Source organism: Zhihengliuella halotolerans, from assembly GCF_004217565.1.
Classification (GTDB): Bacteria; Actinomycetota; Actinomycetes; order Actinomycetales; family Micrococcaceae; genus Zhihengliuella; species Zhihengliuella halotolerans.
In genome coordinates this window covers 425197-449473 of sequence record NZ_SHLA01000001.1, presented here as the reverse complement: position 1 = coordinate 449473, position 24277 = coordinate 425197, and the positions used below count along the sequence as shown (strand labels likewise).

Here is a 24277-nt window from a genome sequence, read left to right as displayed (position 1 = left end):
GCGGCTCGCGAGCCGCACCCGTCGGATCAGGATCGCTCGCCGCGCGATCATATCCGGGAGCGCTTCCAGAAGTTGACTCAATTCACCCCTTGACAGCGCTTCCACACCCGTAGCATTATTGGGGCCAGCTTCATGGAAGCGCTCCCGTTTTCAGTCTCAAGCTGGCCCACAGCACCCAACTTTCTTCCAGGCGGTCCGCGCCTCGGGTGGGGCCCAATCCCTCGACGCCGATCGTTCATCGGCTTCCGGACAAAGGAGTCACATTGCGTACACACGCCCGCAGGAACTGGACAGCCCTCTCTTCGCTTGCCGCAGTTGCCCTGCTCGCATCCGGATGTTCAGGCACCACGGAATCCGCAGAAGGCAGCGGTGTCGGCGAAGACATCACCCTCACCGTCGCCACATTCAACAACTTCGGCTACACCGATGAACTCCTCGCGGAGTACACCGAGGCCAACCCGCATGTCACCATCAAGCAGCAGAAGGCTGCGACGGCGCCGGACGCCCGCACGAACTTGACGACGCGACTGGCCGCCGGAGGCGAGGGCCTCGCGGACATCGAAGCAATCGAGATCGACTGGATGCCGGAACTCTCCCAGCTCCCGGATGCGTTCATGGACTTGGCCGCTCCCGACGTCGAAGGGCGCTGGCTCCCCTGGAAGGAGGCCCAGGGACGGACGCCGGACGGCACGTTGATCGGCTATGGAACCGACATCGGGCCCCAGGCCGTCTGCTACCGCGAGGATCTGGTCGAAGCGGCCGGCCTGCCCTCAGACCCCGATGCCTTCGCCGAATTCCTCGGCGGCGAAGACGCCACGTGGGACGACTACTTCGCGGCCGGCCACGAGTTCGTCGCCGAGTCCGAGACCCCGTGGTTCGACTCCGCCAACGCCACGTTCCACAGCATGGTGAATCAGGTGGAAGCCGCCTACGAGGACAGTGAAAGCGGCGAACCGATGAACCTGGCGGAGAACGCGACCATCAAGACCATGTTCGAGACGGTCCTGACCGAGTCAGCGGACCTCTCGGCCGGGCTCTCGCAGTGGGAGGGCGACTGGGATTCTGCCTTCCAGAACGACGGATTCGCCACCATGCTCTGCCCCGCGTGGATGACGGGCCCGATTGAAGAGCGGGCCGGCGGAGTCGACGGCTGGAACATCGCCGATGTCTACCCGGGCGGCGGCGGCAACTGGGGCGGATCCTTCCTGACCGTCCCGGCGACGGGTGAACACACCGAGGAAGCCCGGAAGCTCGCCGCGTGGCTGACGGATCCGGAGCAGCAGATCAAGGCATTTGAGGCTGCGGGCACCTTCCCGAGCCAGACGGAAGCGCAGGGCTCCCAGGTTCTCGCGGATTCGAAGAACGAGTTCTTCAACGATGCGCCCACCGGGAAGATCTTCTCCGCACGGGCAGTTGCGCTGAACGACGCCCCGGTTGCGTTCCGCGGGGAGAACTACTTCACGATTCACTCGGCAGTGCAGGACGGAATCACACGGGTCGACGTGGACGGTTCGCAGAGTATCGACGACTCGTGGAGTGGCGTTCTGACCGCCTTCTCAGAACTCGGCTTCTGACCCGGAGATCCACGGATCGTCACTGCGATCCAGCGGCCCACGTCGGGCGTCCGGATATTCGGGGCGCCCGACGTGAGCTCATTGACACTCCCCAAACCATTCGAAGGAATCTAAATGTCTGTCCAAGCGCCTATCAAGCCTGCGCCGGTTGCAGAGAGGACACCCCGCCGGATCGCGTTCAGGCAGACGCGAGGTAATTGGGATGTCAAGCTCTCCCCGTACTTGTACATCTCGCCTTTCTTCATCCTCTTCGCCATCACGGGACTCATTCCCCTCGTCTACACGGGATACGTCTCGGTACATGATTGGCATCTCCTGCGCGGTCAAGGCGATTTCGTCGGTTTCCAGAACTTCATCGACGTCTGGAACCAGCCCACCTTCTGGCTGGCCCTTCGCAATACCTTCTCGATCTTCTTGCTCTCGTCGGTTCCACAGGTCGTCACCGCCCTGTTGCTCGCCGCGGTACTCAACGCCAACATCCGCGCCAAGACGTTCTGGCGGATGGGTGTCCTTCTGCCGTACGTTGTCGCACCAGTAGCCGTCGGCTTGATCTTCTCCCGGTTGTTCGGAGACCAGTACGGTCTCATCAACGCCATCCTGGAGATTCTGGGCATGGATCAGATCGCCTGGCACTCCGACGTGATCCCCAGCCACATCGCCATCGCGAGCATGGTGAACTTCCGCTGGACCGGATACAACACCCTCATCTTCCTGGCTGCGATGCAGGCCATCCCCAAGGAGCTCTACGAGGCCGCGATCATCGACGGCGCCGGGCGGGTCCGGCAGTTCATCTCCATCACCGTCCCGCAACTGCGCGCCACCCTCATCTTCATCATCGTGACGGCAACCATCGGCGGGCTTCAGATTTTCGACGAACCACGCGTCTTCGATGCGGCCGGAACCGGCGGCGCGAGCAAGCAGTGGATCACCGTGACGATGTACCTCTACGACCTCGGCTGGGGCAATCAGAAAAACTTCGGCCGCGCCTCCGCCGTCGCCCTGATCCTGTTCTTCATCATCATCGTGATCGGCGTGATCAACTACGCGATCACCCGGAGGATTTCGACAGCCGGGCCCAAGAAGCCCGGCAGAATCGGGAACAAAACCACCTTCACCACCACCCGGAGGACCAAGTGACTTCCCTTCCCGTCATCGCCCAGACCTCGGGAGTGGGCGCAGCACGCTCGGCCGCACGCAAGCGGCGGCGCCTGGCAGCCGGTGCCAACCGCAGGCCGGGATGGGTCACCTACGCGATCCTCGGCGCAGTTCTGCTCATCTCCATCTATCCGCTCTACTACACGTTCCTCCTCGCCTCCTCGGATCAGCTCACGATTTCCAAGACAGCGATTCCGAGCCTGATTCCCGGCCAGCACCTGTTGGAGAACCTCGAACGGATTCTCGCGTCGGATATCCCACTGCTGAAGGGGCTCATCAATTCGACGGTGGTGGCCGTGCTTCAGTCGCTTTCGGTGGTCATCTTCTCCACTCTGGCTGGCTTCTCCTTCGCAAAACTGCGCTTCAGGGGCCGTGGACCGCTCCTGGTGTTCGTCATCGCCACCATGGCCGTGCCGACCCAGCTCGGTGTCATCCCCTTGTTCGTGGTGATGTCCAACATCGGATGGTCCGGCAAGCTCGTGGCGGTGATCGTGCCCGGCATGGTGACCGCGTTCGGGGTGTTCTGGATGACGCAGTACCTCGAGAACGCCCTCCCGTATGAGCTGATCGAGGCCGCGCGCGTCGACGGTGCCTCCATGATCCAGACGTTCTGGAACGTCGCGCTGCCGGCGGGACGCCCTGCGGCTGCGATGCTCGCCCTGTTCACCTTCATCGGGAGCTGGACCAATTTCTTCTGGCCGTCGATCATCCTCACGAATCAGAACCCGACCCTTCCCATGGTTGTCCGTCAACTGCAGGCAGGCTATTTCCAGGATTATTCGCTCATCATGTCGGGCGTAATCCTTTCGACGATCCCGTTGGTCGTTTTGTTCATTTTCGCGGGCAAACAGCTCGTTACCGGAATTATGGCAGGAGCAGTTAAAGGATGAATTCCAACACTACAGACCGCGTGCAGTTTCCAGACGGTTTCCTCTGGGGTGCGGCCACCGCGGCGTTCCAAGTGGAGGGCGCGAGCCGGAGCGACGGGCGAAAAGACTCCGTATGGGACACCTTCGCGCGAGTACCGGGCGCGGTCCTGGGCGGCGACACCGGCGAGATCGCCTGCGATCAGTACAACCGCTATCGCGACGACGTGGCGCTGATGAAGTCCCTCAACCTGGACGCCTACCGGTTCTCCATCTCCTGGGCACGGGTACGCCCCGACGCCGCCAAGGGCCCGGCGGGAGTCAACCAGTTGGGTGTCGACTACTACTCTCGCCTCGTCGATGAACTCCTTGCCAACGACATCCTCCCGTGGGTGACGTTGTTCCACTGGGACCACCCCGCGGCCCTGGAGGAGACCGGGGGCTGGGCCAATCGCGACGCCGCCTACCGCTTCACGGAATACGCACTGACCATGCACGAGGCCCTGGCGGACCGTGTCTCCGTCTGGACGACACTCAATGAGCCATGGTGCTCTTCATTCCTCAGCTACGGTGCTGGAGTTCATGCTCCCGGCAAGCTCTCCTACCCGGACGCCCTGGCCGCGGCGCACCATCAAATGCTCGGGCACGGACTGGTCGTCCAGGAGCTCAGGAAGCGCCAGCCGGAGGCAAACCTCGGCATCACCTTGAACTTCACGGTGGCCGACCCGGTGGATCCGAGCGATCCGCAGGATGTCGACGCCGCACGGCGCATCGACTGCCAGATGAACCGGGTCTTCACTGATCCCCTTCTGCTCGGAGAATACCCGCGGGATCTCTTCCCTGATTTGGCTGAGGCCGGGCTCGGCGGCGTTCTCGAGTCAGTCATCGAGGATGGCGACCTCGGGATCATCTCCACCCCGATCGACACTCTCGGGGTGAACTACTACCACGGGGAGGAAGTTTCGTACCGCGAATACCCTGGTGCGGTCGACGGCAGTGCGCCCGTCGCGCGAACCACTCAGGCCCCGTACCCTGCCGCAGAAGGGGTCAAAGTCCGGAACCGCGGCCTCCCCATGACGGATCAGAACTGGGAGATCCAGCCCGAAGGACTGACCCGCCTCCTCACCCGCCTGCACAACGACTACACGGGCCCGCGCAACGTAGCGCTGTACGTCACGGAAAACGGCTGCGCCTTCGACGACGTTCCCGATGCATCAGGCTACGTCGACGACCAGAACAGGCTCAGCTTTTACGACGCGCACCTGCGGGCGATCAAAGATGCACTCGACGCCGGCGTCGACGTTCGCGGATACTTCGCGTGGTCCCTGCTCGACAACTACGAATGGGCCTGGGGGTACAGCAAACGCTTCGGAATTGTGGGGGTTGATTTCGAGACCCAGCAACGCACGGTCAAAGCCAGCGGTCACTGGTACGGTCAGGTGGCCAAGGACAACGCGGTTCCGGCGCTGCGGGGAACCCTCGCCGAGCCGGCGATGGAAATGAATGGTTAGCTTCGTGAAGAGTTCAGACCGGCATCCGCTCGCGGCGGAATCGCCCCCAACGCTCGACGAGGTCGCGGCGGCAGCCGGGGTCTCCCGGTCGACCGCGTCCCGCGCGCTCAACGGCGGTTTGCGGGTCTCCCCCGCCGCCCAGTCGGCGGTCGACGCGGCGGCGAAGGTCCTGGGTTACAGCCCGAACCGCGCTGCCCGTTCCTTGGTCACCCGCCGCACGGATTCCATCGCCCTGGTGATTCCGGAACCCGACGAGCGCGTCCTCTCCGATCCGTTCATCGGGGCCACACTGCGCGGGATCAGTGCTGCACTCGGCCCGTCCAACAAACAACTGGTCCTGCTCATCGCCCGCCCGGACGAGTCCGGAGCACGGATCGGCACCTACCTGCACAGCGGGCAGGTGGACGGCGCAGTCATCGTCTCCCACCACCGCAGGGACAGACTGGAAGATGCCGTCCTCGGGTCTCGCCTCCCGGCGGTCTTCGTGGGGCGACCGTCCCACGATGAAGACAGCCTGCACTACACCGACGTCGACAGTGTGGCCGGAGGGCGCTTGGGGACTGAGCACTTGATCAGCCTCGGGCGCCGCCGGATCGCCCACATCGCCGGCCCGCAGGACATGACGGCGGGAAAGGACCGTGCCAGCGGGTGGCGCGCCGCCCTCCAAGCCGCCGGTCTTCCGTCGGATCTCTACGGCCAGGGGGACTTCACCACAGCGTCGGGGCAGGAGGCCATGGATCGTCTCCTGCGCATCGAGCCGGAAATCGACGCCGTCTTCGCCGCCTCCGACCTCATGGCCGTGGGTGCGCTCGCCGCCCTGAGGGACCACGGAAAGTCTGTCCCCGGGGACGTCGCCGTGATCGGCTTCGATGATCTGGGCGGCGCGGCCAACGCCTCTCCCCCGCTCAGCACGGTGCGCAACCCGGTGGTCGAGATGGCTTCGTCCGCCGTCGAGCGATTGCTGGGGCTTCTCGACGACGAAGCTGCACTCCCGGAGAAGCCAGCTCCCGTGGTGTTCTTCCCCGAGCTCGTCGAACGCGACAGCACCCGAGTCCGCTGACGCCCCGCGCGGGGCGAGCGTTGACCAGGCCTTGAGGTCCGCCCGCCCCCGCCTACCCCTCCGCGACGACGATCTTCCCCACCACGCGTCCGGTCTCGACGAGCCGGTGCGCCTCCCGCAGCGTGTCGGCGTCGATCGGGGTGAGCGTCTTCGTCAGCGTCGTGCGCAGCACGTCGGCGTCGACGAGTTCGGCGACGCGGTCGAGCAGCCGGTGCTGCGCGATCGGATCGTAGCCGTGCAGGGACCGGGCGAACATCATCTCCCAGTGCCAGGTCAGGGCCTTGCCCTTGAGCGCCATCAGATCGAGGTCGCTCGGATCGTCGATCCCGACGATCTCCCCGAAGGGCCGCGTGACCTCGGCGAAGAGGTCCATGCGGCCGGCGCTCTGCGGCGTGAACACGTAGTCCACCCCTTCGGGAGCGAGCGCGAGGATCTGCGCGGCCAGGTCGTCCGCAGAGTGGTCGACGACGGCGTCCGCGCCCATTGCCTCGACCCAGCCCCGCGACTCGGCACGGGACGCGCTCGCGATGACCCGGACGCCGGTGAGCGCCTTGGCCAGCTGGATGAGGATCGATCCGACGCCGCCGGCGGCCCCGAGGACCAGGAGCGTTCCGGTGGAGGACGCGTCCAGGCGGAGCTTGTCGAAAAGCGACTCCCACGCGGTGATGGCGGTCAAGGGCAGGGCCGCGGCCTCCGCGTGGGTCAGCGAGGCCGGCTTGCGGCCGACGATGCGCTCATCCACGAGCTGCTGCTCCGCGTAGGAGCCGGGTCGAGTGAGGGCCCCGGCGTAGTACACCTCGTCGCCCGGCTCGAAGAGCGTCGCGTCCTCGCCGACGGCCACCACCGTGCCCGAGGCGTCCCAGCCGAGCACGCGCTCGGCGTCGCCGCCGCCGGAGGCGCGGACCTTCACGTCCACGGGATTGACCGATACAGCCGAGATCCGCACGAGCAGGTCTCGCCCCGCGGGCCGCCCGGGTGCGGGGATCACGGAGTCGACGAGGCTGCCAGGCCCATCGATGGATCCTCCGGCGCGGGTGACGACGGCGCTCATGGTTTCGGTGGTGGGATTGATTTGCACGGTCATGGTTGGACACGCTCCTCTTCGCAGGTCGCCGGCACGCCTTCGGCGCCGGACCACCACGAAAGTAACCTACGGGTACTGGTTACCCGCAAGGGAGCCTGCTACCCATTGGATAGTATGACTCGACAAGTCAGGATGCGCCGACGTCGACCCGGTCGGCGTGATCGCGGGCAACCGCGTACTGCGACTCGGCCCAGTCGCGCAGGGCGAACATCGGACCGACGGCGCCGTGCCCGATCTCGGTCAACGAGTACTCGACGTGCAGCGGCACGGCGGGATAGACCTCGCGGTGGACCAGGCCGAATCCCTCCAGCCGGCGTAGCGTGGCCGTCAGGACCTTGGGCGAGACGCCTTCGAGCCGGGCCTGCAGCTCGCCGAAGCGCAGTGCCCCGTCGGCGAGCGCGCCGATGGCCATCGCGGCCCACTTGTTGGCGATCACGCCCAGCAGATCGCGGCAGGGGCACTGCGCGGAGTACACGTTCCCGCGCATGACCTCGGCACCCGCCGTCGTGCCCGTCGCATCATTCGCCGCCATGATCCGTCCTCCATCGCCTTCGCCGTCAAATTACTTCCCTAGGGATAGTACAGTGCGGCGACGCGGAGGCTACAGGCCCCAGCGGTTCGCCGCGGCCATCGCCTCGGACCGCGAGGACACCCCCAGCTTCGCGTAGAGCGAGGACGTCTGAGACTTGACGGTGTTGTCGGAGACGAAGAGCTTCTCGGCCGTCTCCTTCCGCGTCAGCCCGCGCTTCAGACAGTCCAGGATGTCGCGTTCGCGCGGGGTCAACCGCGGCCGCTCGTCCAGCCCGGGAAACGGCCGGAACCCCACGCTGTCGAGCCGGTCCAGATCGATCCTGGGCAGGATGCCCAGCTGGCGCACCTCCTCGCGCCGTTCCGGGACCTGCCACAGCGGCGCCAGCCCGATCAGCGAGTGCGGCGGTGCCGGGTAGTCGGCGACGAACGCGGCGACGTCGTCGTCCTCCTCCTTGCCCGTGGCGGCCAGCAGGCCGCCGGCGATCTTGCGTTCGCGCGGGGGCGGGTCGAGCGCGAGCGCGCGCCGGGCCAGCCCGCGGCCGTCGGCGATGCCGCCGAGACTGATCGTCGCCCACGCCCGGTAGACGAGCCCGTCGACCGTGTCGCCGAGGCGCGTCTCGGCGATCCGGAGGGCCTCGCGGGGCCGCTGCCGGGTCAGCTCGGTCTCCGCGCGCAGCACGGCGGTCAGGCGCACGGCGATGGGGCTGCCGGCGGCGACGGACCGGTCGACGACGGCGCGTTCGAGCATGTGGTCGATGTCGCCCGTGCGCCCCTCGAGGAGGGCGAGCCGGCCCAGGGCCAGGAGGTGCAACGGCCACTTGTCGGAGTTGTCGGGGAATTCGGGCAGCGCGGCCAACTCGCGCCGGGCGCCGTCGAGGTCGAACTGCTCGATCGCGGTCAGAGCCGCGGCGACAGTCAGCGCGCCCTCGGCGCGCGTGTGCCGGCCGTGCGCGGCGACGACCTCGCGGCCGCGCTCGATCCACTCGGTCGCGGCCCGCAGGTCCCCGCGGAGCGCGTGCAGGACCGCCAGCCCGCCGCTGGAGACCTTGAGCGCGTCCCAGTGCGGCACGCGCCGGGCGCGGCTCTGCGACAGCTCGTAGCCCGCGAAGGACTGGGGAATGTCGTCGGCCAGCAGCGATGTCAGCCCGATCTCGAACCCCGCGATCGCGTGCACTGAGGGCCCGACGTCGTTAGAGGCGACCGAGCTGATCCGGAGCGTGTCGGTGGCGGTGGCGTAGGCGTCGTCGTACAGGCCCAGCCGGCGCTCGTAGATCATCAGGCCCGTGGCGGTCGTGAGCGCGAGCGGGCGCTGCCGGCTGCGGGAAGAGCGGTGTTCGGCGCGCAGCTCGGCGATGATCTCGGACTCGTCCGGCTCGCTCGTTACGGGCAGCGCGGTGTTGAGCTCGTGCGGGTCCAGCAGCACCTGCCCGGCGCGCACCACGGGGTACCCGCGGGCCACGTGCCGGGGCACGGAGCGGAAGGCGCGGATCAGCAGGGCCTGGTCGTCGTTGAGCAGCCGCGCCCATCCGGCGAGCAGCAGCGGCACGAGGGTCTCCCACTCGCCCGCGTCCAGCGCCGTGCGGACGCCTTCGGCGTATTCGCCAGCGCCGAAGAGGGCCCGTGCCGTCTCCCGGACGGCCGCCCGCGCCGCGTTCGGGTCGCGCTGGTAGAGGGCGGAGCTGCACGCCCGGCGCACGGCCTGCGGAACCCGGTCGCCCTGGACGATCCCCGCCCGCCGGGCCGCGTCGAGTCCGAGCACGAGCGTTCCCGACTCGGTCTGGGCGAGCGCCTCCTCCGTTGCGAGGGGGAACTGCCCGATCCGCGTCAGCACGTCCGCGGCGGGCTGCGCGGAGATCCACGGCAGCCACGCGTCGTCGACGGCGGACTGCAGGTGCTTGGCCGATTCGGCCGGGTCGCCGCCGCGCGCGAGCAGGATGTCGTAACCGCGCAGCCACCCGCCGACCACGGGCCACGCGGCGGAAAACCACGCCTCGAACTCCATTTCGGCGCCGGCGGGATAGGCACGGCGGGTCGTCTCGCGGGCTTCGTCGCGCGTGAGCAGCAGGTCGCGCGGGCCGGAGACCACGCCGCCGAGTTCCCGGATGACGTCGCCGACGGCGGGATGCGGAGACAGTACGACGGCGATGCTGACGCCGGCTTGCGCCGCGCGCGCGGCGGCGATCGCGCGGCGCAGCGCGTCGGACGCTTCCGCGGGATCGCCGAAGAATTCCGCCGGCCCCAGCGTGACGACCGGGCCGCCGGTCTCGCGGGAGCGCTGGGCTGCCCAGGCGGCAGCGACGTCGCGCCGGCCGATCCCGGAGGGGCCGCGGACGCCGATGAGGCAGGAGGACAGGAGCCGCTCCGCAAGGCGTGGCCACACCGGCAGCTCAGGCCGTGCTGGCAGCTCGCTCACCTCAGACTCCCCAATCCGTTTGTTCCGTCGTCCGTTGGCGCCGTCGTCCCCACAGGGGTCTCCCGCCGGCGGGAGACAAACCACCCTCCATATTCACCAGCGCACCACGATACATCGTTCCAATACTAGAGGTCCGGCCTGAGGGTCCGCCGCGTGAACGCAGGGTGGACGCCCGGGTCAGGAACGTCACGAAGCCCCCGTCGCCTTGGCTTTTCTTGAGCTTCCGGCGGCGGCGCGGAGCCCTCTTCCTCGGCCCCTCCGCCGCCGCACTACCCCTTCAGAACACCCGTGTTCATTGGTATTCTGCGAGTGACGGAGGTGTCTCCGGTGGCTGGTTCACGGGCGGGGCAGCACCCCCGGCGATGGATTGTGCGTAATTTTTCAGGTTCTCACGTCATGATGGGCGTTCGCGCGCAGGCACCAGCTGTTGGCGAGCCCATCACCCCCGGAGAGGTAGAGAATGAAGGTTGCGGAGGAGACCCGCTCGGACGCCGAGCTGATCGCTGCCGTGCGCGAAGGCGACCACCAGGCCTTTGCCGACCTCTATTCCCGCCACCGCGAAGCCGCCGTGAAGACCGCCAAGTGGCGCCTCAGCGCTGCCAGCACGGTGGAGGCTGACGACGTCGTCTCCGATGCCTTCTCCTCGATGTTGCAGACCCTGCGCCGCGGCGGCGGCCCCGACGAGGCGTTCCGCCCGTACCTCATGACCGTGGTTTCGCGCACCGCGATCGCGGCGATGAAGAAGTCCGCCCGGGAGCTCAACACGGATTCGATCGAGCTCTTCGAGGCCGGCGGCGACTACGCGGACCCCGTGATGGACGAGTTCGAGTCCGACGTCCTCGGCCGCGCCTTCCGCTCCCTGCCGGAGCAGTGGCAGGCCGTCCTGTGGCACCTGGAGCTCGAGGGCGCCAAGCCCTCCGACGTCGCGCCGATGCTCGGCGCCTCCCCCAACGCGATCTCCGCCCTGGCCGTCCGCGCCCGCGAGGGCCTGCGCGCCGCGTACCTGCAGGCGCACTTGAGTGCCGAGACCCGTCAGGCGTGTTCGAAGGCAGACCAGTTCCCGAAGTACGTGCGGGGCACCCTCTCGACGCGCCGCCGGCAGCAGTTCCAGAAGCACCTCGAGACGTGCAGGCCGTGCTTCAGCGCGCTCGGGCACCTGGAGGACGTCGGCTCGGCCATGCACGGCGTCATCGCTCCCCTGTTCCTCGGCGCGGGCGCCGCGGCGCTATTCGGCTGGGTCGCGCCGACCGGCGCGGCGGCGGTGGGCACTGCCGGGCTCGCCGGCGCGGCATCGGTGCCGAAGCCACTGTGGCAGACGATGGCGACGACGGCCGGCGGCGTCGTGGCCGCGGCCGCCGTCGTGCTGGGCGCCAGCGCCATCGCGAGCACTCTCATGAACGACGAGCCCACCGCCGCGCAGGCACCCGCCCCGGCGGCGTCCAGCGCGCCCGCGCAGGAAGATCCGGTGGGCGCTGCCTCTACCGCCTCCACCGCGTCCACGTCGAAGGCGTCGCCCGCGCCGGTGAAGGAGTCCGCGGCGCCCGAAACCGAGCCCGCGGAGGCCCCGGTGGAGACGCCGGCCGGAGCCGCCCCGGCACCGGCTCCAGCGCCCGCACCGGTCATCGTCCCGCCAGCTCCCGCACCGGCCCCCGCCCCCGCGCCTTCGTCTGCGCCGGCGAGCGCGGCACCGACGCAGACACCCGAACCGGAAGCGGAAGCGACGCCGTCCCTGGAACCGACGCGGGAACCGAGCCCGACGCCGAAACCTACACCGGAGCCCGAGCCGGAGCCCACGGTCGAACCGAGCCCGGAACCCACCGTCGACCCCACCCCCGAACCGACACCGGAACCCACCGTCGACCCGACCCCTGAACCGACACCGGAACCGACCGTCGACCCCACCCCCGAACCGACCGTCGACCCCACCCCCGAACCGACGCCCGAACCCACCGTCGAGCCCACCCCCGAACCGACACCGGAACCCACCGTCGACCCCACCCCCGAACCGACGCCCGAACCCACCGTCGAGCCGACGCCGGAACCCACGGACACGCCGGACCCCGACCCGTGCCACCCGTGGCCGTGGTGGCCCTGGTGCGACGCGTTCGGCGCGGACCGCGCGGCGAGCAGCGAGGCTGAGCCCGTCGCACTCACGGAAACGGTGACCTGGGAAGCCTTCCCCTTCCTCGTCGACGGCCGACATGAAAGAGCGACGCAGCTCACGCATCTGTAGGATTCGAAGTCACGCGTCGACACGTCGAACCCCGCACGGCGCGATTGAACCTGCGCCGAGATGAGAGGGACCTCCGTGACGCCTGCCGAGACCACGGGCTCCGACGCCGAACTCATCGGCCTGGCCCGCTCCGGCGACGACGCGGCGTATTCCGCCCTCGTCGCCCGGCACCGCGATGCCGCGCGGGACACGGCCGCCCTCCGCACCGGCGGGTTTTCCGACCGCGCGGACGACGTCGTCGCGGCGGCTGTGACCCGAATGCGCGACACGCTGCGCGCGGGCTTCGGCCCCGTCGAGGCGTTCCGCCCCTACCTCCTGGCGCTCGTCTGTCGCCTGGCGCACGCGGCCGATCTGGACGCGGCCCTGGCAGCGGACATCGGCCCGATCCCGCTCTTCGCGCCGGGCACCGAGCACGCCGACACAAGCGTGGAGACCGAGGAATCGCAGGTGTTCGCCGGCGCGTTCCTGCAACTGCCCGAACACTGGCAGGCGCTGCTCTGGCACCGCGCGGTCGACGGGGAGGCCCCTGCCGACATCGCCGCGCTGCTGGGCGGCTCGGCCGAATCGGTGGACGCTCTCGCGTTGTGCGCCCGCGAGGATCTGCGGACGTCCGTCCTCGCCGCTCACGAGTCGCGCACCGAGCTAAAGGACTGCGCCCAGGCGTCGGATCTGGCGGCCTACGTCCGCGGGAGTCTCGGCCGGCGAGCGCTGCACCGCTTCGAGGACCACACGCCGTCGTGCGCGTCCTGCCGGTCGGTCCTCGCGCATCTCGACGACGTCGAGGGTGCCGTCGCGCAGCTGGTCGCACCCCTCTTCCTCGGGGCACCCGCCGCCGCGCCGGTGGCACCGCTGGTCTCCGCGGCGCCGGCCCGTCGTTCGGCGGTGCTCGTCGGGGCCGGGGTCGCCGTCACTGCCGCCCTCGTTCTCGGCTCGGGCGCACTGGCTGCGACGGTGTTCCTCGGCTCCCCCGCTGACAAGCGGATGGCGACGGCGGCCAGCGCATCGGACGCCGAGGCACTGCAGCCTGGTCCGGGTGCCGACACGCAGCCGCGCGCGGGTGGAGACGCCGGCCAGACGGCCTCACCCGAGCGGCAAGACGCAGACGACCCCGGCACGGAGGACTCCGACCACGCGCCGACCGATTCTGACAGTGCCCATCGGGACGACGAGTCTGCCGCAGACTCCCCCGATGCGGAGCGTCACGTCGAGGCCACCGGGAACCGCGACAATGCGCCGGGTCGGTCTTCCGACCGGCCCAGCCAGGGTGCCAGGCCCGACGGCGGAAGGCCCGGGCCCTCTGTGGTCGCCCCTTCCGAGCGTCCCGGCATCGCGCCGAATCCGCGACCGGACCAGCAGCAGGTGCCGTCGTCCCGCCCTGCCGCCCCGCCGGTCGCGCCACGGCCGACGCCGAAGACCTCCTCGGCACCGACCTACAAGCCGGCCCCCAAGCCGTCGCCCTCCCCGACGAAGACGTACAAGCCCGCGCCCTCGCCGACGCCCACCTTCAAGCCGGCCCCGAAGCCGTCGCCCACACCGACGCCGACCTACAAGCCTGCGCCCAAACCCTCGCCAACGCCGACGCGCACACCGACTCCCAAACCATCGCCTACGCAGACGCCGGAGCGGGACTGCATTATCGACCTGCTCGGCATCAAGGTCTGCCTCTAAAACGCGGCGAGATCGCACGGCCCGCGCCAGGGAACGCGCCGTCAGTCCTCGTTCCAGACCCGGCCTGCGGCCAGCAAACACGCGTGATACGCGAAGGTAACCAGAGAGTTCTTCGAACCGCGCCCTCTAAGCACCCCCATCTGAGTCATCGCTTTCGATTGACAGTTTGCAGAATCTTGAGAAAACTCAAAAGAGTGCGCTGAAGTTGCTGTATACTGCTCAACTTTTGACTCAGGGGGCCGGCAATGCCAGAAGAACATTCGTTTCCGATCGGAGCACTGGCCGCGGCGCTGACAGGCGACCTCGACTCCGCCCTCACCGACACACCCCTCACGTTGCGGCTGGCCATCCCGCGCCACAAATTCGTTTCGACCGCCGGCGACCAGAAGGATCCGTCCTCCTCGCCCCACCCGTTCTTCCCCGTCAACCGCGTGCCCGCCGGGAACACTCCCACCGATCTCCAGGTGGAGGGCAGCGGCCCGTTCCGGGCGCAGGTCCCCGCCGAGTCGGTCCTCGGCGACGACTGGGCCCTGGCGGCGCGCTGGCTCTCCTCCGTCGCCTGGGACGACCTGACGCTCGAGATTCCCTATCAGGTGGCCGACGCGAGCCGGCTCGTCCTCGCAAGCGGCCGGCTGGACGCCCTGTTCTACTTCGACCAGATCGCCCGGCCCGGCTCGCCGTCGTCGCACCTGATCCGTCCGGAGGTCGGCGACCCGCAGCTCGATTCGGCGGGCCGCGACACCCTCATGCACGACGCCTCCGCGCGCGCGAACCTCCCCGCGGCGCTGAGCCTATTCCTGATCAACGCCCCGGCCTACCGGGAATTCGCGGCGTCGCACCCCGCGAGCCCCGGCACCTCCGACGGCTATCTGCTGCCGATCATCCGCGACTTGGGCGTCTTCAGTTCCACGAGCAACCGCCCGGAGAACCTCACGGACGATCAGCTCGCCTCCTACGCCGAGGCCCGCAAGCTGAACGTGGACGTCGTCCGCGACGTCGTGCGTGAATGGGACCTGCTGACCAGGTTCCCGGTCGAAGTCCCCGATTCGACACCCATCACGGCCGCGGGCACGTTCGCCCTGCGGCATCCCGACGGCCTCCCGATCAGCCGTTCGGAGCTCGGCCTCCACCGCGTGACGGCCGACGTCCCGGTCACGGGTCTCGACGGCGGGGAGCGCTCCGTCTCCCTGGACGTCGCCTACTCTTCCCTTGAGGATCCAGTCGCCCTGCCCGCGCCCTTCACGCTCCAGCGCAAAGACCCGGTCCTGCGCTCCAGCGCGCGGGGTCCGGTCGCGGTACGCGTGACGGGGTTCGACGGGCGCGTCATGTGGAGCGAACGCTACGAGGTCGACGATCCCGACCTCCAGCAACTGGAGATCTCCCTCGACCTGCGCCTGCCCGACGGTCCGGGCACGGGGCCGTCGGGACCGCGGCCGAGCGCGGACCGGAAGCTGCGCGGCAAGGTCGTCGCGGTGAATTCCGCGCAGCAGGTCTCCGGGCTCACGGTGATCGTGCAGGCCCGCGACGAGGGCGGCGCGGAGGACGCCCCATGGCGCATCATCGCCTCGGCGGAGACCACGGGCGAGGGCTTCTTCTCGCTGCCCTACCCACACGGCCGGTACTCCGCGGCCCAGGCGCTGGTCTCGGTCGGCCCGGACTCCCCCGTCGATCTGCGGATCATCGGCGACGGCGGGCCGGACGCGACGCTGGCCGACGACTTCATCTACATTCTGCTCACGCCCGCCGAGTCCGGCGACAAGGACTGCGGCTGCGAGGGCGGGGCCGGCTGCGGCGGCGGTTCCGGCTGCGGCGGCTGCGCGCACGCCCCCGGCCGCCTGCCCGATCAGGCCGACCTGATCGCCTCGGGCGAGTACTCGCAAGACCTGGGCGGCGGGTGCGTGAACGTCACAACCCCGAACCGCGCCCTGCGCGAGTTCACCTACAACGCGATCGTGCGGACGTCGGACCCCGAGATCGAGCGCTACGCGCTGCGCAAGCGCGCCGGGTCCGGGTTCCGCGCCGACGACCACTACGAGCTCGTCACGGACGCGAACGACGGCGCCCCCGCCCTCCCGGGGTTCATCTGGGGCCGCCCGCTCGTGTACCCGCTGTGGCCCCGCGAGCCGGCCGAGCCCACGAGCTCCATCCGTGAGCGGCACCCCGTGGGTCGCACCAACCCGATCCGCTGGCAGGACTCCCCGGACTCCGGCACGGAGCTGAACTTCTACCAGTCGCTGACCGTCGCCACGGGGCACGTCCTGTTCTACCGTTCGGTCTTCAAAGCAGACGGGTACTCGCTGGGCGACCTCGTCTACTCGCTGCCGCTCGCTCCGGGGCAGAAGAAGCAGATCGTCTCCTACGACATGGCCAACTCCCTCGAGGCCAGCGAGAGCCAGGAGATCGAGCAGAGTGAGCGGCTGGCCGCCGACCTCATGGACGACCGCTTCATCACGGATCAGCTCGGCGGGTCGATCAACGAGGACATCAGCGGCCGCAGCAACGCGAGCACGGCCGGCATCAGCGCGGGCCTCGGGCTCGGCGGGTCCATGGGGCCGATCGGCGGGTCCCTCGGCGTCGCCGGCGGCTACTCGAACTCCAAGTCCTCGGCGAGCCAGTCCGGCGCCCGCAACATCGCCCAGCACTTCGGCGAGAAGCTGCGGCAGTCCCTGACCCAGAACGCGGAGAGCTACCGGCGGCTCAACGCCTCCGTGGTCACGACGGTCAAGGACGGTCAGGAGTACGCCGTCACCACCGAGGTCGTCGCGAACCACAACCACTGCCACTCGATGACCATGATGTACTTCGAGGTCCTGCGGCACTACGCGATCTCCCAGGAGCTCACGGGCGTGCAGGAGTGCCTGTTCATCCCCCTGCAGCTGACCGAGTTCACGCCGGGGAACATCTCGAAGTGGAAGGACGTGCTGGCGCCGAACCTGCTGGCGAAGCCGTCGAACACGTACCTCCCGGTCTTCCGGCTGCTGGGGAGCCGCCGCCACCCGCTAGTCGGAGCGTTCGACGCCGTCGAACGCCGTCGCACCGACTACGGACGGGTGGACTTCCCCGACCGCCGATACGCTGACGACGCGATCGTCTCGGTCACCGGCAGCGCTCGGCTCCGCGTCCAGTTCCCGCGCCCGCGCACCCGCGCGGACCGGATCAAGTCCCTGCCGTTGATCACCGAGACCGTGCGCGAGGGCGGCGTCAACGCGTTCAAGGCCTTCATCGGCGGCATGTTCCTCGGCCCGGCGGGCCACCTGCTCGGCCTCGAGACGCGGGAGCGGGAGGTGGAGGCCCACCTGGACGTCTCCGATCACTTCCTGACTCTGGACGCCAACTTCGAACGGGTCCCGCCCGCCCAGTCGATCCGCGTCACGAACTTCCGGCCGTGGCGCCTGCCGGACACCCCGGCCGACGTCGACCCGCTGGACTTCTTCGGCAACCAGACCGACCGCGAGCGCTGGGAGGCCTACGCCGAGGTCCTCGGCCGGGCGTCCGCAGAGGACCTGCTCGAGGAGTACTTCCAGGACCGCCTGATCGCGGAGTGGGACGAGATCTTCGAGCGGGACATCGCGCCGCAGCTCTACACGAAGCTCACGGAATCGCTGCGGTTCCTGGGCGACTTCTCCGGCAGCGGGCTGCCGGCCCTCGACGTCACCAAGACGGCCGAGTACCACGGCGGGCGCCGGGACATGACGATCCGCCTGCGCACCGGCGCAACGGGCGGCAGTCGCGCGGATCTCGCGGACGAGCTGCGCATGGTCTGCACGGACCCGGACCTGCGCGCGCTGCACAGCTTCGTGACGGTGACCGCCCAGCACCTGGACCTGAGCTACCGGACGGATCACTTCTCCGGCCCGATCATCCGGGCCTCCCTCGGCGACGACCTGCTCGACGGCGTGCGGATCCCGATCCCGCTGAACTCCAACGACAAGCGCAACCCGCGCAAGGAGGATTACTACCTGGCGCAGGAGCTGATCGAGCACCTCAACTCCAACATCGAGTACTACAACCGGGTCCTCTGGCGCGAGCTCGACGAGGGCCGCCGCCACATGCTCCTCGACGGGTTCAACATCGAGACCTTCACCCCGGAAGGCGCCTCCGACGGCGAGCGCAGCCTCGCCTCGGTGGTCAAGAACGAGCTCCTGACGGTCGTCGGCAACTCGATGGTCTTCCCCGTCGCCGACGGCTTCCACGTGGACCGCGGCCTCGCCGTCGCGGCGGAGGGAACGGGCGAGGAGCAGGAGGAGGTCGACTACGCCGAGATCCTGATGAAGCGTTACCAGCCGCTGACCCCGCTGCCGCCGTACCGCCTGAGCGTGCCGACGCGGGGCGTCTACTCGGAGGCGGTCATGGGCGTCTGCGACTCGTGTGAGGACGTCAAGGAGAACTCCTCGCAGGACTGGGACGAGTTCCGCACGGACGAGCCGACGGCAATCAATCCGGTGTCCACGCCGACCCCGGCCCGCGCGGACTGGAAGGCGATCTGGGCGCAGTTCTCCCAGCCGCTCGTCGCGATGCAGACGCCGAGGGACGCCCCGGCGCCGGGTGCCGGGCTCGCCGGGCTCAGCGACGCGCTCACCAACGCCGAGGCCTTCCGCGACATCACGGGCCTGGCCGGCAACCAGGAGAACGCGATCCGCACCTATCTCTCCAACCAGGAGAACGCGCGCGCCTTCGCGGAGATGGCCAAGGGCATGGCGATGCAGGAGACCAACGCGGAGAACAGCCGCGGCATCATGCAGTCCCTCGAGCAGGCGCGCGACGCCGGTGCGCTGCCGGAGAACGACTACCAGCAGCTCGTGCGCGACCACCTCGGGCAGATGATCGACGGCGGCAGCCGCGCCTCGGCCGAGCAGCGCCGGGCCACACGTCAGGACCCGTCGCTGACGAATGCCGCGATCGACGCGGCGGAGGCCGGGCACTCCGTTTCGGCGACGCGGGTGGACCCGTCGGGGACCAACGAAACGCTGGAGGTGCGGCCCTCGGGCACGACGTCGTCGTTCGCTCCCGTGTACTACGACGTCCCGCTCGTGGCGCAGCCGAACAAAACCGCGTGCTGGGCGGCGTCGATGGCGATGCTGGAGAGCTACCGGCGTTCGCAGGCAGAGCAGGCCAGCGTCGTGCTCTCGGCCGCCGCGCTCGCGGACGAGGTGGGCTACAGCCTCGAGCAGTCCTACGGCTGGGACCGCCTGCAGGACGTGGCCGACTACCTCGGCCTGCGGGACATCGCGCTCTCGGGCCAGCAGTACCCGGACGCCGAGCAGTGGCATGCGTGGCTCGTCGCGAACGGGCCGCTGTACGTGACGATCGATGGGACGCCGTCGCACGCGATCATCGTCCGCGGCATCAGCGGCGACGGGACCGCGGACGGCACGCAGCTGGACATCCTCGACCCGTGGGACACCGGCACGACCTTCGACGGCGATCCCACAGTGTTCAACCCGGTGAACACCGGGCTGGCCTCCCAGCTCTCGGTCACGGACCTGAACGCCCAGTTCAACGGCGGCCAGCTGGCCCAACTGGCGCACTACACGCACTGGCGGGTCCTCTACCACCCGCAGAACGCCCCGTCGTCGTCTGTGGCGCCGAGTGGGAGCAGCACCACTCCGCTGCAGATCCGGGTGCGGAACCGCTTCAAGCCGGACGACACGGACCTCTCGGCCGAGGCCAGCGTGGTCAACGCGATCTTCTCGCGGGACGTTTCGCTGACCGGCACGGGCGCGGGATCGCTCGGGCTGCTGGAGTCGGACGGCTCGGGGCGCTGGGGCCTGGTCATCACGCCCGAGCCGACGGAGCCGGTGCCGACCGACTGGGCGAACTTCCCCTCGGCCGCCAACGCTGGCGTCAGCCGGATCTTCCTCGAGGAGCGCGCGACGCTCGTGCGGGACGACGACGGGTCGTTCCGGATCACGGGCAACGACAATGTCACGCTGTCGGGCAACACGATCACCGCGACGCTGCGGCCGCTGTGGATCGAATCGCCGAACGTGAACTCCCGGCCGGCAGGCACGACGCCGGACGTCATCGTGGTGCACCACACGAACGGCACCTCAGACCTGCCCCCGCACTTCGTGAACGCGAACGGGCTCTCGCCGCACTACGTGGTCACGCGCGGGGACCGTCCGACGGCCACGGACCCGGGGCTCGTGATCAAGCTGGCGGACGAGGAGACGCGGGCATGGCACGCGGGAGCGTCGAGCTGGCGCGGCACGGCCGGCGCCAACGACTACTCGATCGGCATCGAGGTCATCCACCAGACGGACCCCTATCTGGACGAGCAGTACGAGGCCCTGATCGACCTGCTGACCTCCATCCGGGCGCGGTACCCCGCGATTCCGCTGCGCAACGTCGTCGGGCACGGCGACGTCGGCACCCACCCCAACGGCCACCTCGGCCGCAAGCTGCTCGATCCGGGGCGGACCTTCGACTGGCCGCGGCTCGAAGCCGCCGGCGTCGCGATGACACCGGCCACCGAGGCTGACGCCCTGCCGGCCGATCCGACGACGATCTATGGCGGTGTGTACGCCGACGCCGGGTTCGTCGTCTCGGCCGCGGGCCCGCAGCCGGCTGGCTACCAGACGGCGGTAGACGAGATCCGGACGGACCTGACCGAGATCGGCTACGCGATCCCGGGCGACGCGACGGGCGACCCGTTCGGCCTGGCGCTCGGCCGGGCGGTCCTGGTCTTCAAGTACCGCTACTTCACGGGCGCACGGGAGGTCGCGGACGCGGCGTTCTACGCGGACGCAGCGACGGGGATGAGCGTCGACTTCCAGACGGCGCGGATGATCAAGCGGGTGCACCACGCAGCGACCATCTGAGTTCGAGCTTGGAGGGCCGCGCTGAGCTTAGGTTTCGACGGACGGACAACAGGGCCAGTCCCGAAGTTCACTCACAGTTGCGGGCCACGGACCTGAGCGACACCCTCAACTGTGATGAACCGCCACAGTACGGCCCTTCCAAAACGCAGACCAGGTGATTCACCGTTAGGTCCGCTGTGCTGCGCTGAAGTGCTGCACCGTGTTCGTGGGACCGGGCGACCGTCGAATCGATTCGGATCACTGCGAGTGCAAGAGGTTCTGGCCAGTCAACAGAGCATGCTCGACATCTGGACGCTTGTTCCTTCGGGCTAGTGCGGCGGCTTCCGCCCACGGATATTCAATCGTCCGGAACTCGACTCTCCAGTTCCCTGTGGCATCGTCAACGAGCGCATAGCGGGCGTGCGGAGTGCCTGCTTCGATCAGATGCGGGAACGGCGCGTCATCGTCGTACGCGGGCCAACCGACACTTCCTGGATTGACAATGAGCTGACCACCACTCAGACGAAGGGATCGCTGAAGGTGCGTGTGACCACACAACAGCAACTCGTAGTCGAGATAGCCGGCCAACCGTTGTGTCACCTCGACCGTTGTAGCCGGGCGCACGCCGCGTGGCGTGACAGTCTCGAGCAGATACTCCAGGTCATTCTTCGGCGTGCCGTGGAAAGCAAGAACACCGGGAGCGACTTCCGCCGTCTCCGGAAGCGCGGCCAGCCATCGGCGATGGTCGTCGCTGATCTCCTCGAGTGCCAGCAGATCTGACTTCCCCATCTGTTCACGAGGCATCTCCAGAACTTGCCGTTCATGGTTGCCCCTGATGGAGACGGCGGGCGTGCGCATCAAGAGATCGGCGGTCGCGCCCGGCGCGACACCACCCGAAAGATGGTCGCCGAGGTTTACGATCAAGTCGACATCATCAACGGCTATCGATTCGAGCACCGCCTGAAGAGCAAACACATTGCCGTGGACATCAGAAATAGCCGCGATACGCACTAGATCAACCTATCAGCTACGCCTACGGCCGGGGACTCCTGTGGATACGATGAATCATGCCAACTCGCTACTTCTTCTCGAATGAACGACACAAAATTGACCGCGCACTCGTGCATCAATGGTTAAGTGAGAGCTCGTACTGGGCGGCCGGGCGGCCTCGATCGGTCCAGGATGCAGCTATCGACGCGTCACTCAATTACGGGGTTTGGCGCGAGGACTCCGGCGAACAAGTCGCCTACGCCCGCGTCGTCACGGACAGCGTGACGTTCGCCTGGCTCTGCGACGTGTTCGTGCTCCCAGAAGTACGAGGCCTCGGCATTGGAAAAACGCTGATAGCTGGTGTCGTCGCCGATCTGGAACCGTTGGGGTTGCGCCGCACGCTCCTTGCGACGGCGGATGCGCACGGGCTCTACGAGCAATACGGATTCGCCGAATTGCCCGTTCCCTCGCAATTCTTGGCTCGAATGCAACCATAGGCGGCACGGCAAAACGGCACACTTTGGTGCCGTTCGCCGAAGTCCGCGAACACAACTCGCTTCGATGGCGGCCAGCGCATACGACTGCAGGCCGGCGTCTCCTCACCTCTCAGAACAGAGCGACGAGTCCTGCTATGGCAACACCGATGCGGTGGCAGGTGGACTCAGCCGAGGTTCACACTCGATGGGTCAGCCCACCGCGGCCCGTAGCCGCTGACGCGCAACACCCGCGGGTCTTCCTCGTCCGTCTCCTCGAAGTCCAGGATGATCTCGTCGCCGGCGTCGTCGCCCGTGGCCCGTTCGAGGTGGATCTCCAACCGCGAGTCGGACAGATGCTCGGCCTTGCCCTGGCCCCACTCGATCACTGTCACGCTGGACGCCATCGTGGACTCCAAGTCGATGTCGTCGACCTCCCCCGGCGATCCCAGCCGGTACGCGTCGACGTGCACCAGGTCCGGCCCGTCGGCGAGCGCCGGGTGCACGCGCGCCAGCACGAACGTCGGCGAGATGATCCCGCCGCGCACCCCGAGCCCCTCGCCGAGCCCCTGGGTGAACGTCGTCTTGCCGGCGCCGAGCTCACCGGACAGCAGGATCAGGTCGCCGGGGCGCAGCGCGGCGGCAATGCGCCCGGCGAGCGCCCGCGTGGTCTCGGCGTCGATCGATTCGATCTCGCGCGTCCAGAGCGGCGTGTCAGTCACCGGCCTCACCCCAGCTGCCCTCCACGTACGCGCGGCCGACGCGGGCACCGACGCGCGTGACGATCTCGTAGTTGATGGTCCCGGCGGCCTCGGCCCACTCGTCCGCGGACGGCCCGCCGTCGCCGAACAGCACAGCCGGCTCCCCCACCAGGCCATCCACAGGCGTCTCCCCCAGATCCACGACAAACTGGTCCATCGCCACCCGCCCGCAGGAGACGTACCGCTTCCCGGCGATCTCGACGGGCCCCTCGACCGCCACACGGGGCACCCCGTCGGCGTACCCGAGCGGGACCAGCGCCAGCGTCGTCGTACTCTCGGTGCGGTAGGTGAGCCCGTAGGAGACGCCGTGGTCCGCGGGCATGCGCTTGGCGTTGGCGATGCGCGCCATGAGGCGCATCGCGGGGCGCAGGCCCAGGTCCTCGGAGCTCTGGTCGCGGAACGGGCTGAGCCCGTACATGCCGATCCCGAGCCGCACCAGGTCGAAGTGCGCGTCCGGGCGGGACAGCGCCGCGGGCGTGTTGGCGGCGTGCCGCAGCTCGAGGTCGAACCCGGCGGCCTCGGCCTGTTCGACGGCGTCGCGGAACGCGGCGAGCTGCTCGTCGGTCTCGGGCCGGTCCGGCTCGTCCGCGACGGCCAGGTGCGTCCACACACCGACCACGCGCAGCAGCCCGTCCTCCTGATAGTGCGCGGCCGTGTCGAGCACGGACTGCCACGCGTCCGCGGACGCGCCGTTGCGCCCCAGCCCGGTGTCGATCTTCAGGTGCACGCGCGCGGGGTGCTGGCCGGCGCGGGCGGCCTCGGCCACCTGCGCGAGCTCCCAGCCGGACGCGCCCAGGTCGATGTCCGCGTCGATCGCGGCGGCGAAGTCCGTTTCCGGCGTGTGCAGCCACGCCAGCACGGGGGCGGTGATGCCGGCGGCGCGCAGCTGAAGCGCCTCCTCGACGTGCGCGACGCCGAGCCACGCGGCCCCGGCCTCGAGCGCGACGCGGGCGACCGGCAGCATGCCGTGCCCGTATGCGTCGGCCTTCACGACCGCCATGACCTTGGCCGGAGCGGCCAGCTCGGCCACCCGCCGCACGTTGTGCCGGATGGCGGAGAGGTCGATCTCGGCCCGCCGCTCCCACCGCGCCGGCGTCTCGTCGTCGGGCACGCCAAGTACGACGTCGTCGCTCGGTTCGTTCACGAAAGTCACCTAGC

At 68.8% G+C, this 24277-nt stretch carries 15 protein-coding genes; 9 read left to right on the top strand and 6 right to left on the bottom strand.

Annotated elements, in window-relative coordinates; all coding sequences use genetic code 11:
* Nucleotides 1-263: 263 nt before the first annotated feature.
* From EV380_RS01950 to EV380_RS01930, 5 genes are all read left to right on the top strand, one after another.
* Nucleotides 264-1574, top strand: a complete 1311-nt coding sequence (locus EV380_RS01950) for an ABC transporter substrate-binding protein (protein WP_130448958.1) — start codon at nt 264-266, stop codon at nt 1572-1574.
* A 114-nt stretch (nt 1575-1688) separates the two neighbouring features.
* Nucleotides 1689-2711 carry a carbohydrate ABC transporter permease gene (locus EV380_RS01945; protein WP_130448956.1) on the top strand — a complete coding sequence of 341 codons (1023 nt, stop codon included), beginning with the start codon at nt 1689-1691 and terminating at the stop codon, nt 2709-2711.
* On the top strand, nt 2708-3619 hold the full coding sequence (locus EV380_RS01940) for a carbohydrate ABC transporter permease (protein ID WP_130448954.1): 912 nt from the start codon (nt 2708-2710) through the stop codon (nt 3617-3619). The genes EV380_RS01945 and EV380_RS01940 overlap by 4 nt, the downstream gene beginning before the upstream one ends.
* Nucleotides 3616-5106, top strand: coding sequence for a GH1 family beta-glucosidase (locus EV380_RS01935; protein WP_130448952.1), 1491 nt, complete (start codon nt 3616-3618; stop codon nt 5104-5106). Before EV380_RS01940 ends, EV380_RS01935 begins: the two co-directional genes overlap by 4 nt.
* 4 nt (nt 5107-5110) lie before the next feature.
* Complete coding sequence (locus tag EV380_RS01930; protein ID WP_341272753.1) at nt 5111-6166, top strand: LacI family DNA-binding transcriptional regulator; 1056 nt, start codon at nt 5111-5113, stop codon at nt 6164-6166.
* A 52-nt stretch (nt 6167-6218) separates the two neighbouring features.
* Here EV380_RS01930 and EV380_RS01925 read toward each other — a convergent pair whose 3' ends face one another.
* From EV380_RS01925 to EV380_RS01915, 3 genes are all read right to left on the bottom strand, one after another.
* Nucleotides 6219-7250 (bottom strand): zinc-binding alcohol dehydrogenase family protein, encoded by a 1032-nt coding sequence (locus tag EV380_RS01925; protein WP_242607465.1) that lies wholly within the window; start codon nt 7248-7250, stop codon nt 6219-6221.
* Nucleotides 7251-7377: 127 nt separating this feature from the next.
* Nucleotides 7378-7782 carry a winged helix-turn-helix transcriptional regulator gene (locus tag EV380_RS01920; RefSeq protein WP_207219275.1) on the bottom strand — a complete coding sequence of 135 codons (405 nt, stop codon included), beginning with the start codon at nt 7780-7782 and terminating at the stop codon, nt 7378-7380.
* Between the two features lie 69 nt (nt 7783-7851).
* Nucleotides 7852-10194 carry a helix-turn-helix transcriptional regulator gene (locus EV380_RS01915; protein WP_130448948.1) on the bottom strand — a complete coding sequence of 781 codons (2343 nt, stop codon included), beginning with the start codon at nt 10192-10194 and terminating at the stop codon, nt 7852-7854.
* 460 nt (nt 10195-10654) lie between these two features.
* On the opposite strand from EV380_RS01915, the gene EV380_RS01910 reads away from it, so the two are divergent.
* From EV380_RS01910 to EV380_RS01900, 3 genes are all read left to right on the top strand, one after another.
* The gene (locus EV380_RS01910; protein ID WP_130448946.1) at nt 10655-12427 is read left to right on the top strand and encodes a sigma-70 family RNA polymerase sigma factor; all 1773 of its coding nucleotides are present in this window, start codon (nt 10655-10657) and stop codon (nt 12425-12427) included.
* A 75-nt stretch (nt 12428-12502) separates the two neighbouring features.
* Nucleotides 12503-14095, top strand: coding sequence for a hypothetical protein (locus EV380_RS16705; protein ID WP_130448944.1), 1593 nt, complete (start codon nt 12503-12505; stop codon nt 14093-14095).
* A 245-nt stretch (nt 14096-14340) separates the two neighbouring features.
* Nucleotides 14341-20916, top strand: coding sequence for an N-acetylmuramoyl-L-alanine amidase (locus EV380_RS01900; RefSeq protein ID WP_130448942.1), 6576 nt, complete (start codon nt 14341-14343; stop codon nt 20914-20916).
* Nucleotides 20917-21153: 237 nt separating this feature from the next.
* Here EV380_RS01900 and EV380_RS01895 read toward each other — a convergent pair whose 3' ends face one another.
* Nucleotides 21154-21906 carry a metallophosphoesterase family protein gene (locus EV380_RS01895; RefSeq protein ID WP_130448940.1) on the bottom strand — a complete coding sequence of 251 codons (753 nt, stop codon included), beginning with the start codon at nt 21904-21906 and terminating at the stop codon, nt 21154-21156.
* 56 nt (nt 21907-21962) lie between these two features.
* Between EV380_RS01895 and EV380_RS01890 the strand changes: the two genes are divergently transcribed.
* Nucleotides 21963-22382: a GNAT family N-acetyltransferase gene (locus EV380_RS01890; protein ID WP_130448938.1), complete on the top strand. Its 420-nt coding sequence runs from the start codon at nt 21963-21965 to the stop codon at nt 22380-22382.
* Between the two features lie 164 nt (nt 22383-22546).
* On the opposite strand, the gene tsaE is transcribed toward EV380_RS01890, so the two are convergent.
* Complete coding sequence (gene tsaE, locus EV380_RS01885; RefSeq protein ID WP_423219015.1) at nt 22547-23080, bottom strand: tRNA (adenosine(37)-N6)-threonylcarbamoyltransferase complex ATPase subunit type 1 TsaE; 534 nt, start codon at nt 23078-23080, stop codon at nt 22547-22549.
* Complete coding sequence (gene alr / locus EV380_RS16790) at nt 23073-24263, bottom strand: alanine racemase (protein WP_165391994.1); 1191 nt, start codon at nt 24261-24263, stop codon at nt 23073-23075. The genes tsaE and alr overlap by 8 nt, the downstream gene beginning before the upstream one ends.
* Nucleotides 24264-24277: the final 14 nt, after the last annotated feature.

Coding starts and splice junctions, on each gene's coding strand:
- EV380_RS01945 (WP_130448956.1), top strand. CDS start 1,689: ATGTCTGTCCAAGCGCCTATCAAGCCTGCGCCGGTTGCAGAGAGGACA.
- EV380_RS01935 (WP_130448952.1), top strand. CDS start 3,616: ATGAATTCCAACACTACAGACCGCGTGCAGTTTCCAGACGGTTTCCTC.
- EV380_RS01925 (WP_242607465.1), bottom strand. CDS start 7,250: ATGACCGTGCAAATCAATCCCACCACCGAAACCATGAGCGCCGTCGTC.
- EV380_RS01920 (WP_207219275.1), bottom strand. CDS start 7,782: ATGGCGGCGAATGATGCGACGGGCACGACGGCGGGTGCCGAGGTCATG.
- EV380_RS01910 (WP_130448946.1), top strand. CDS start 10,655: ATGAAGGTTGCGGAGGAGACCCGCTCGGACGCCGAGCTGATCGCTGCC.
- EV380_RS01900 (WP_130448942.1), top strand. CDS start 14,341: ATGCCAGAAGAACATTCGTTTCCGATCGGAGCACTGGCCGCGGCGCTG.
- EV380_RS01890 (WP_130448938.1), top strand. CDS start 21,963: ATGCCAACTCGCTACTTCTTCTCGAATGAACGACACAAAATTGACCGC.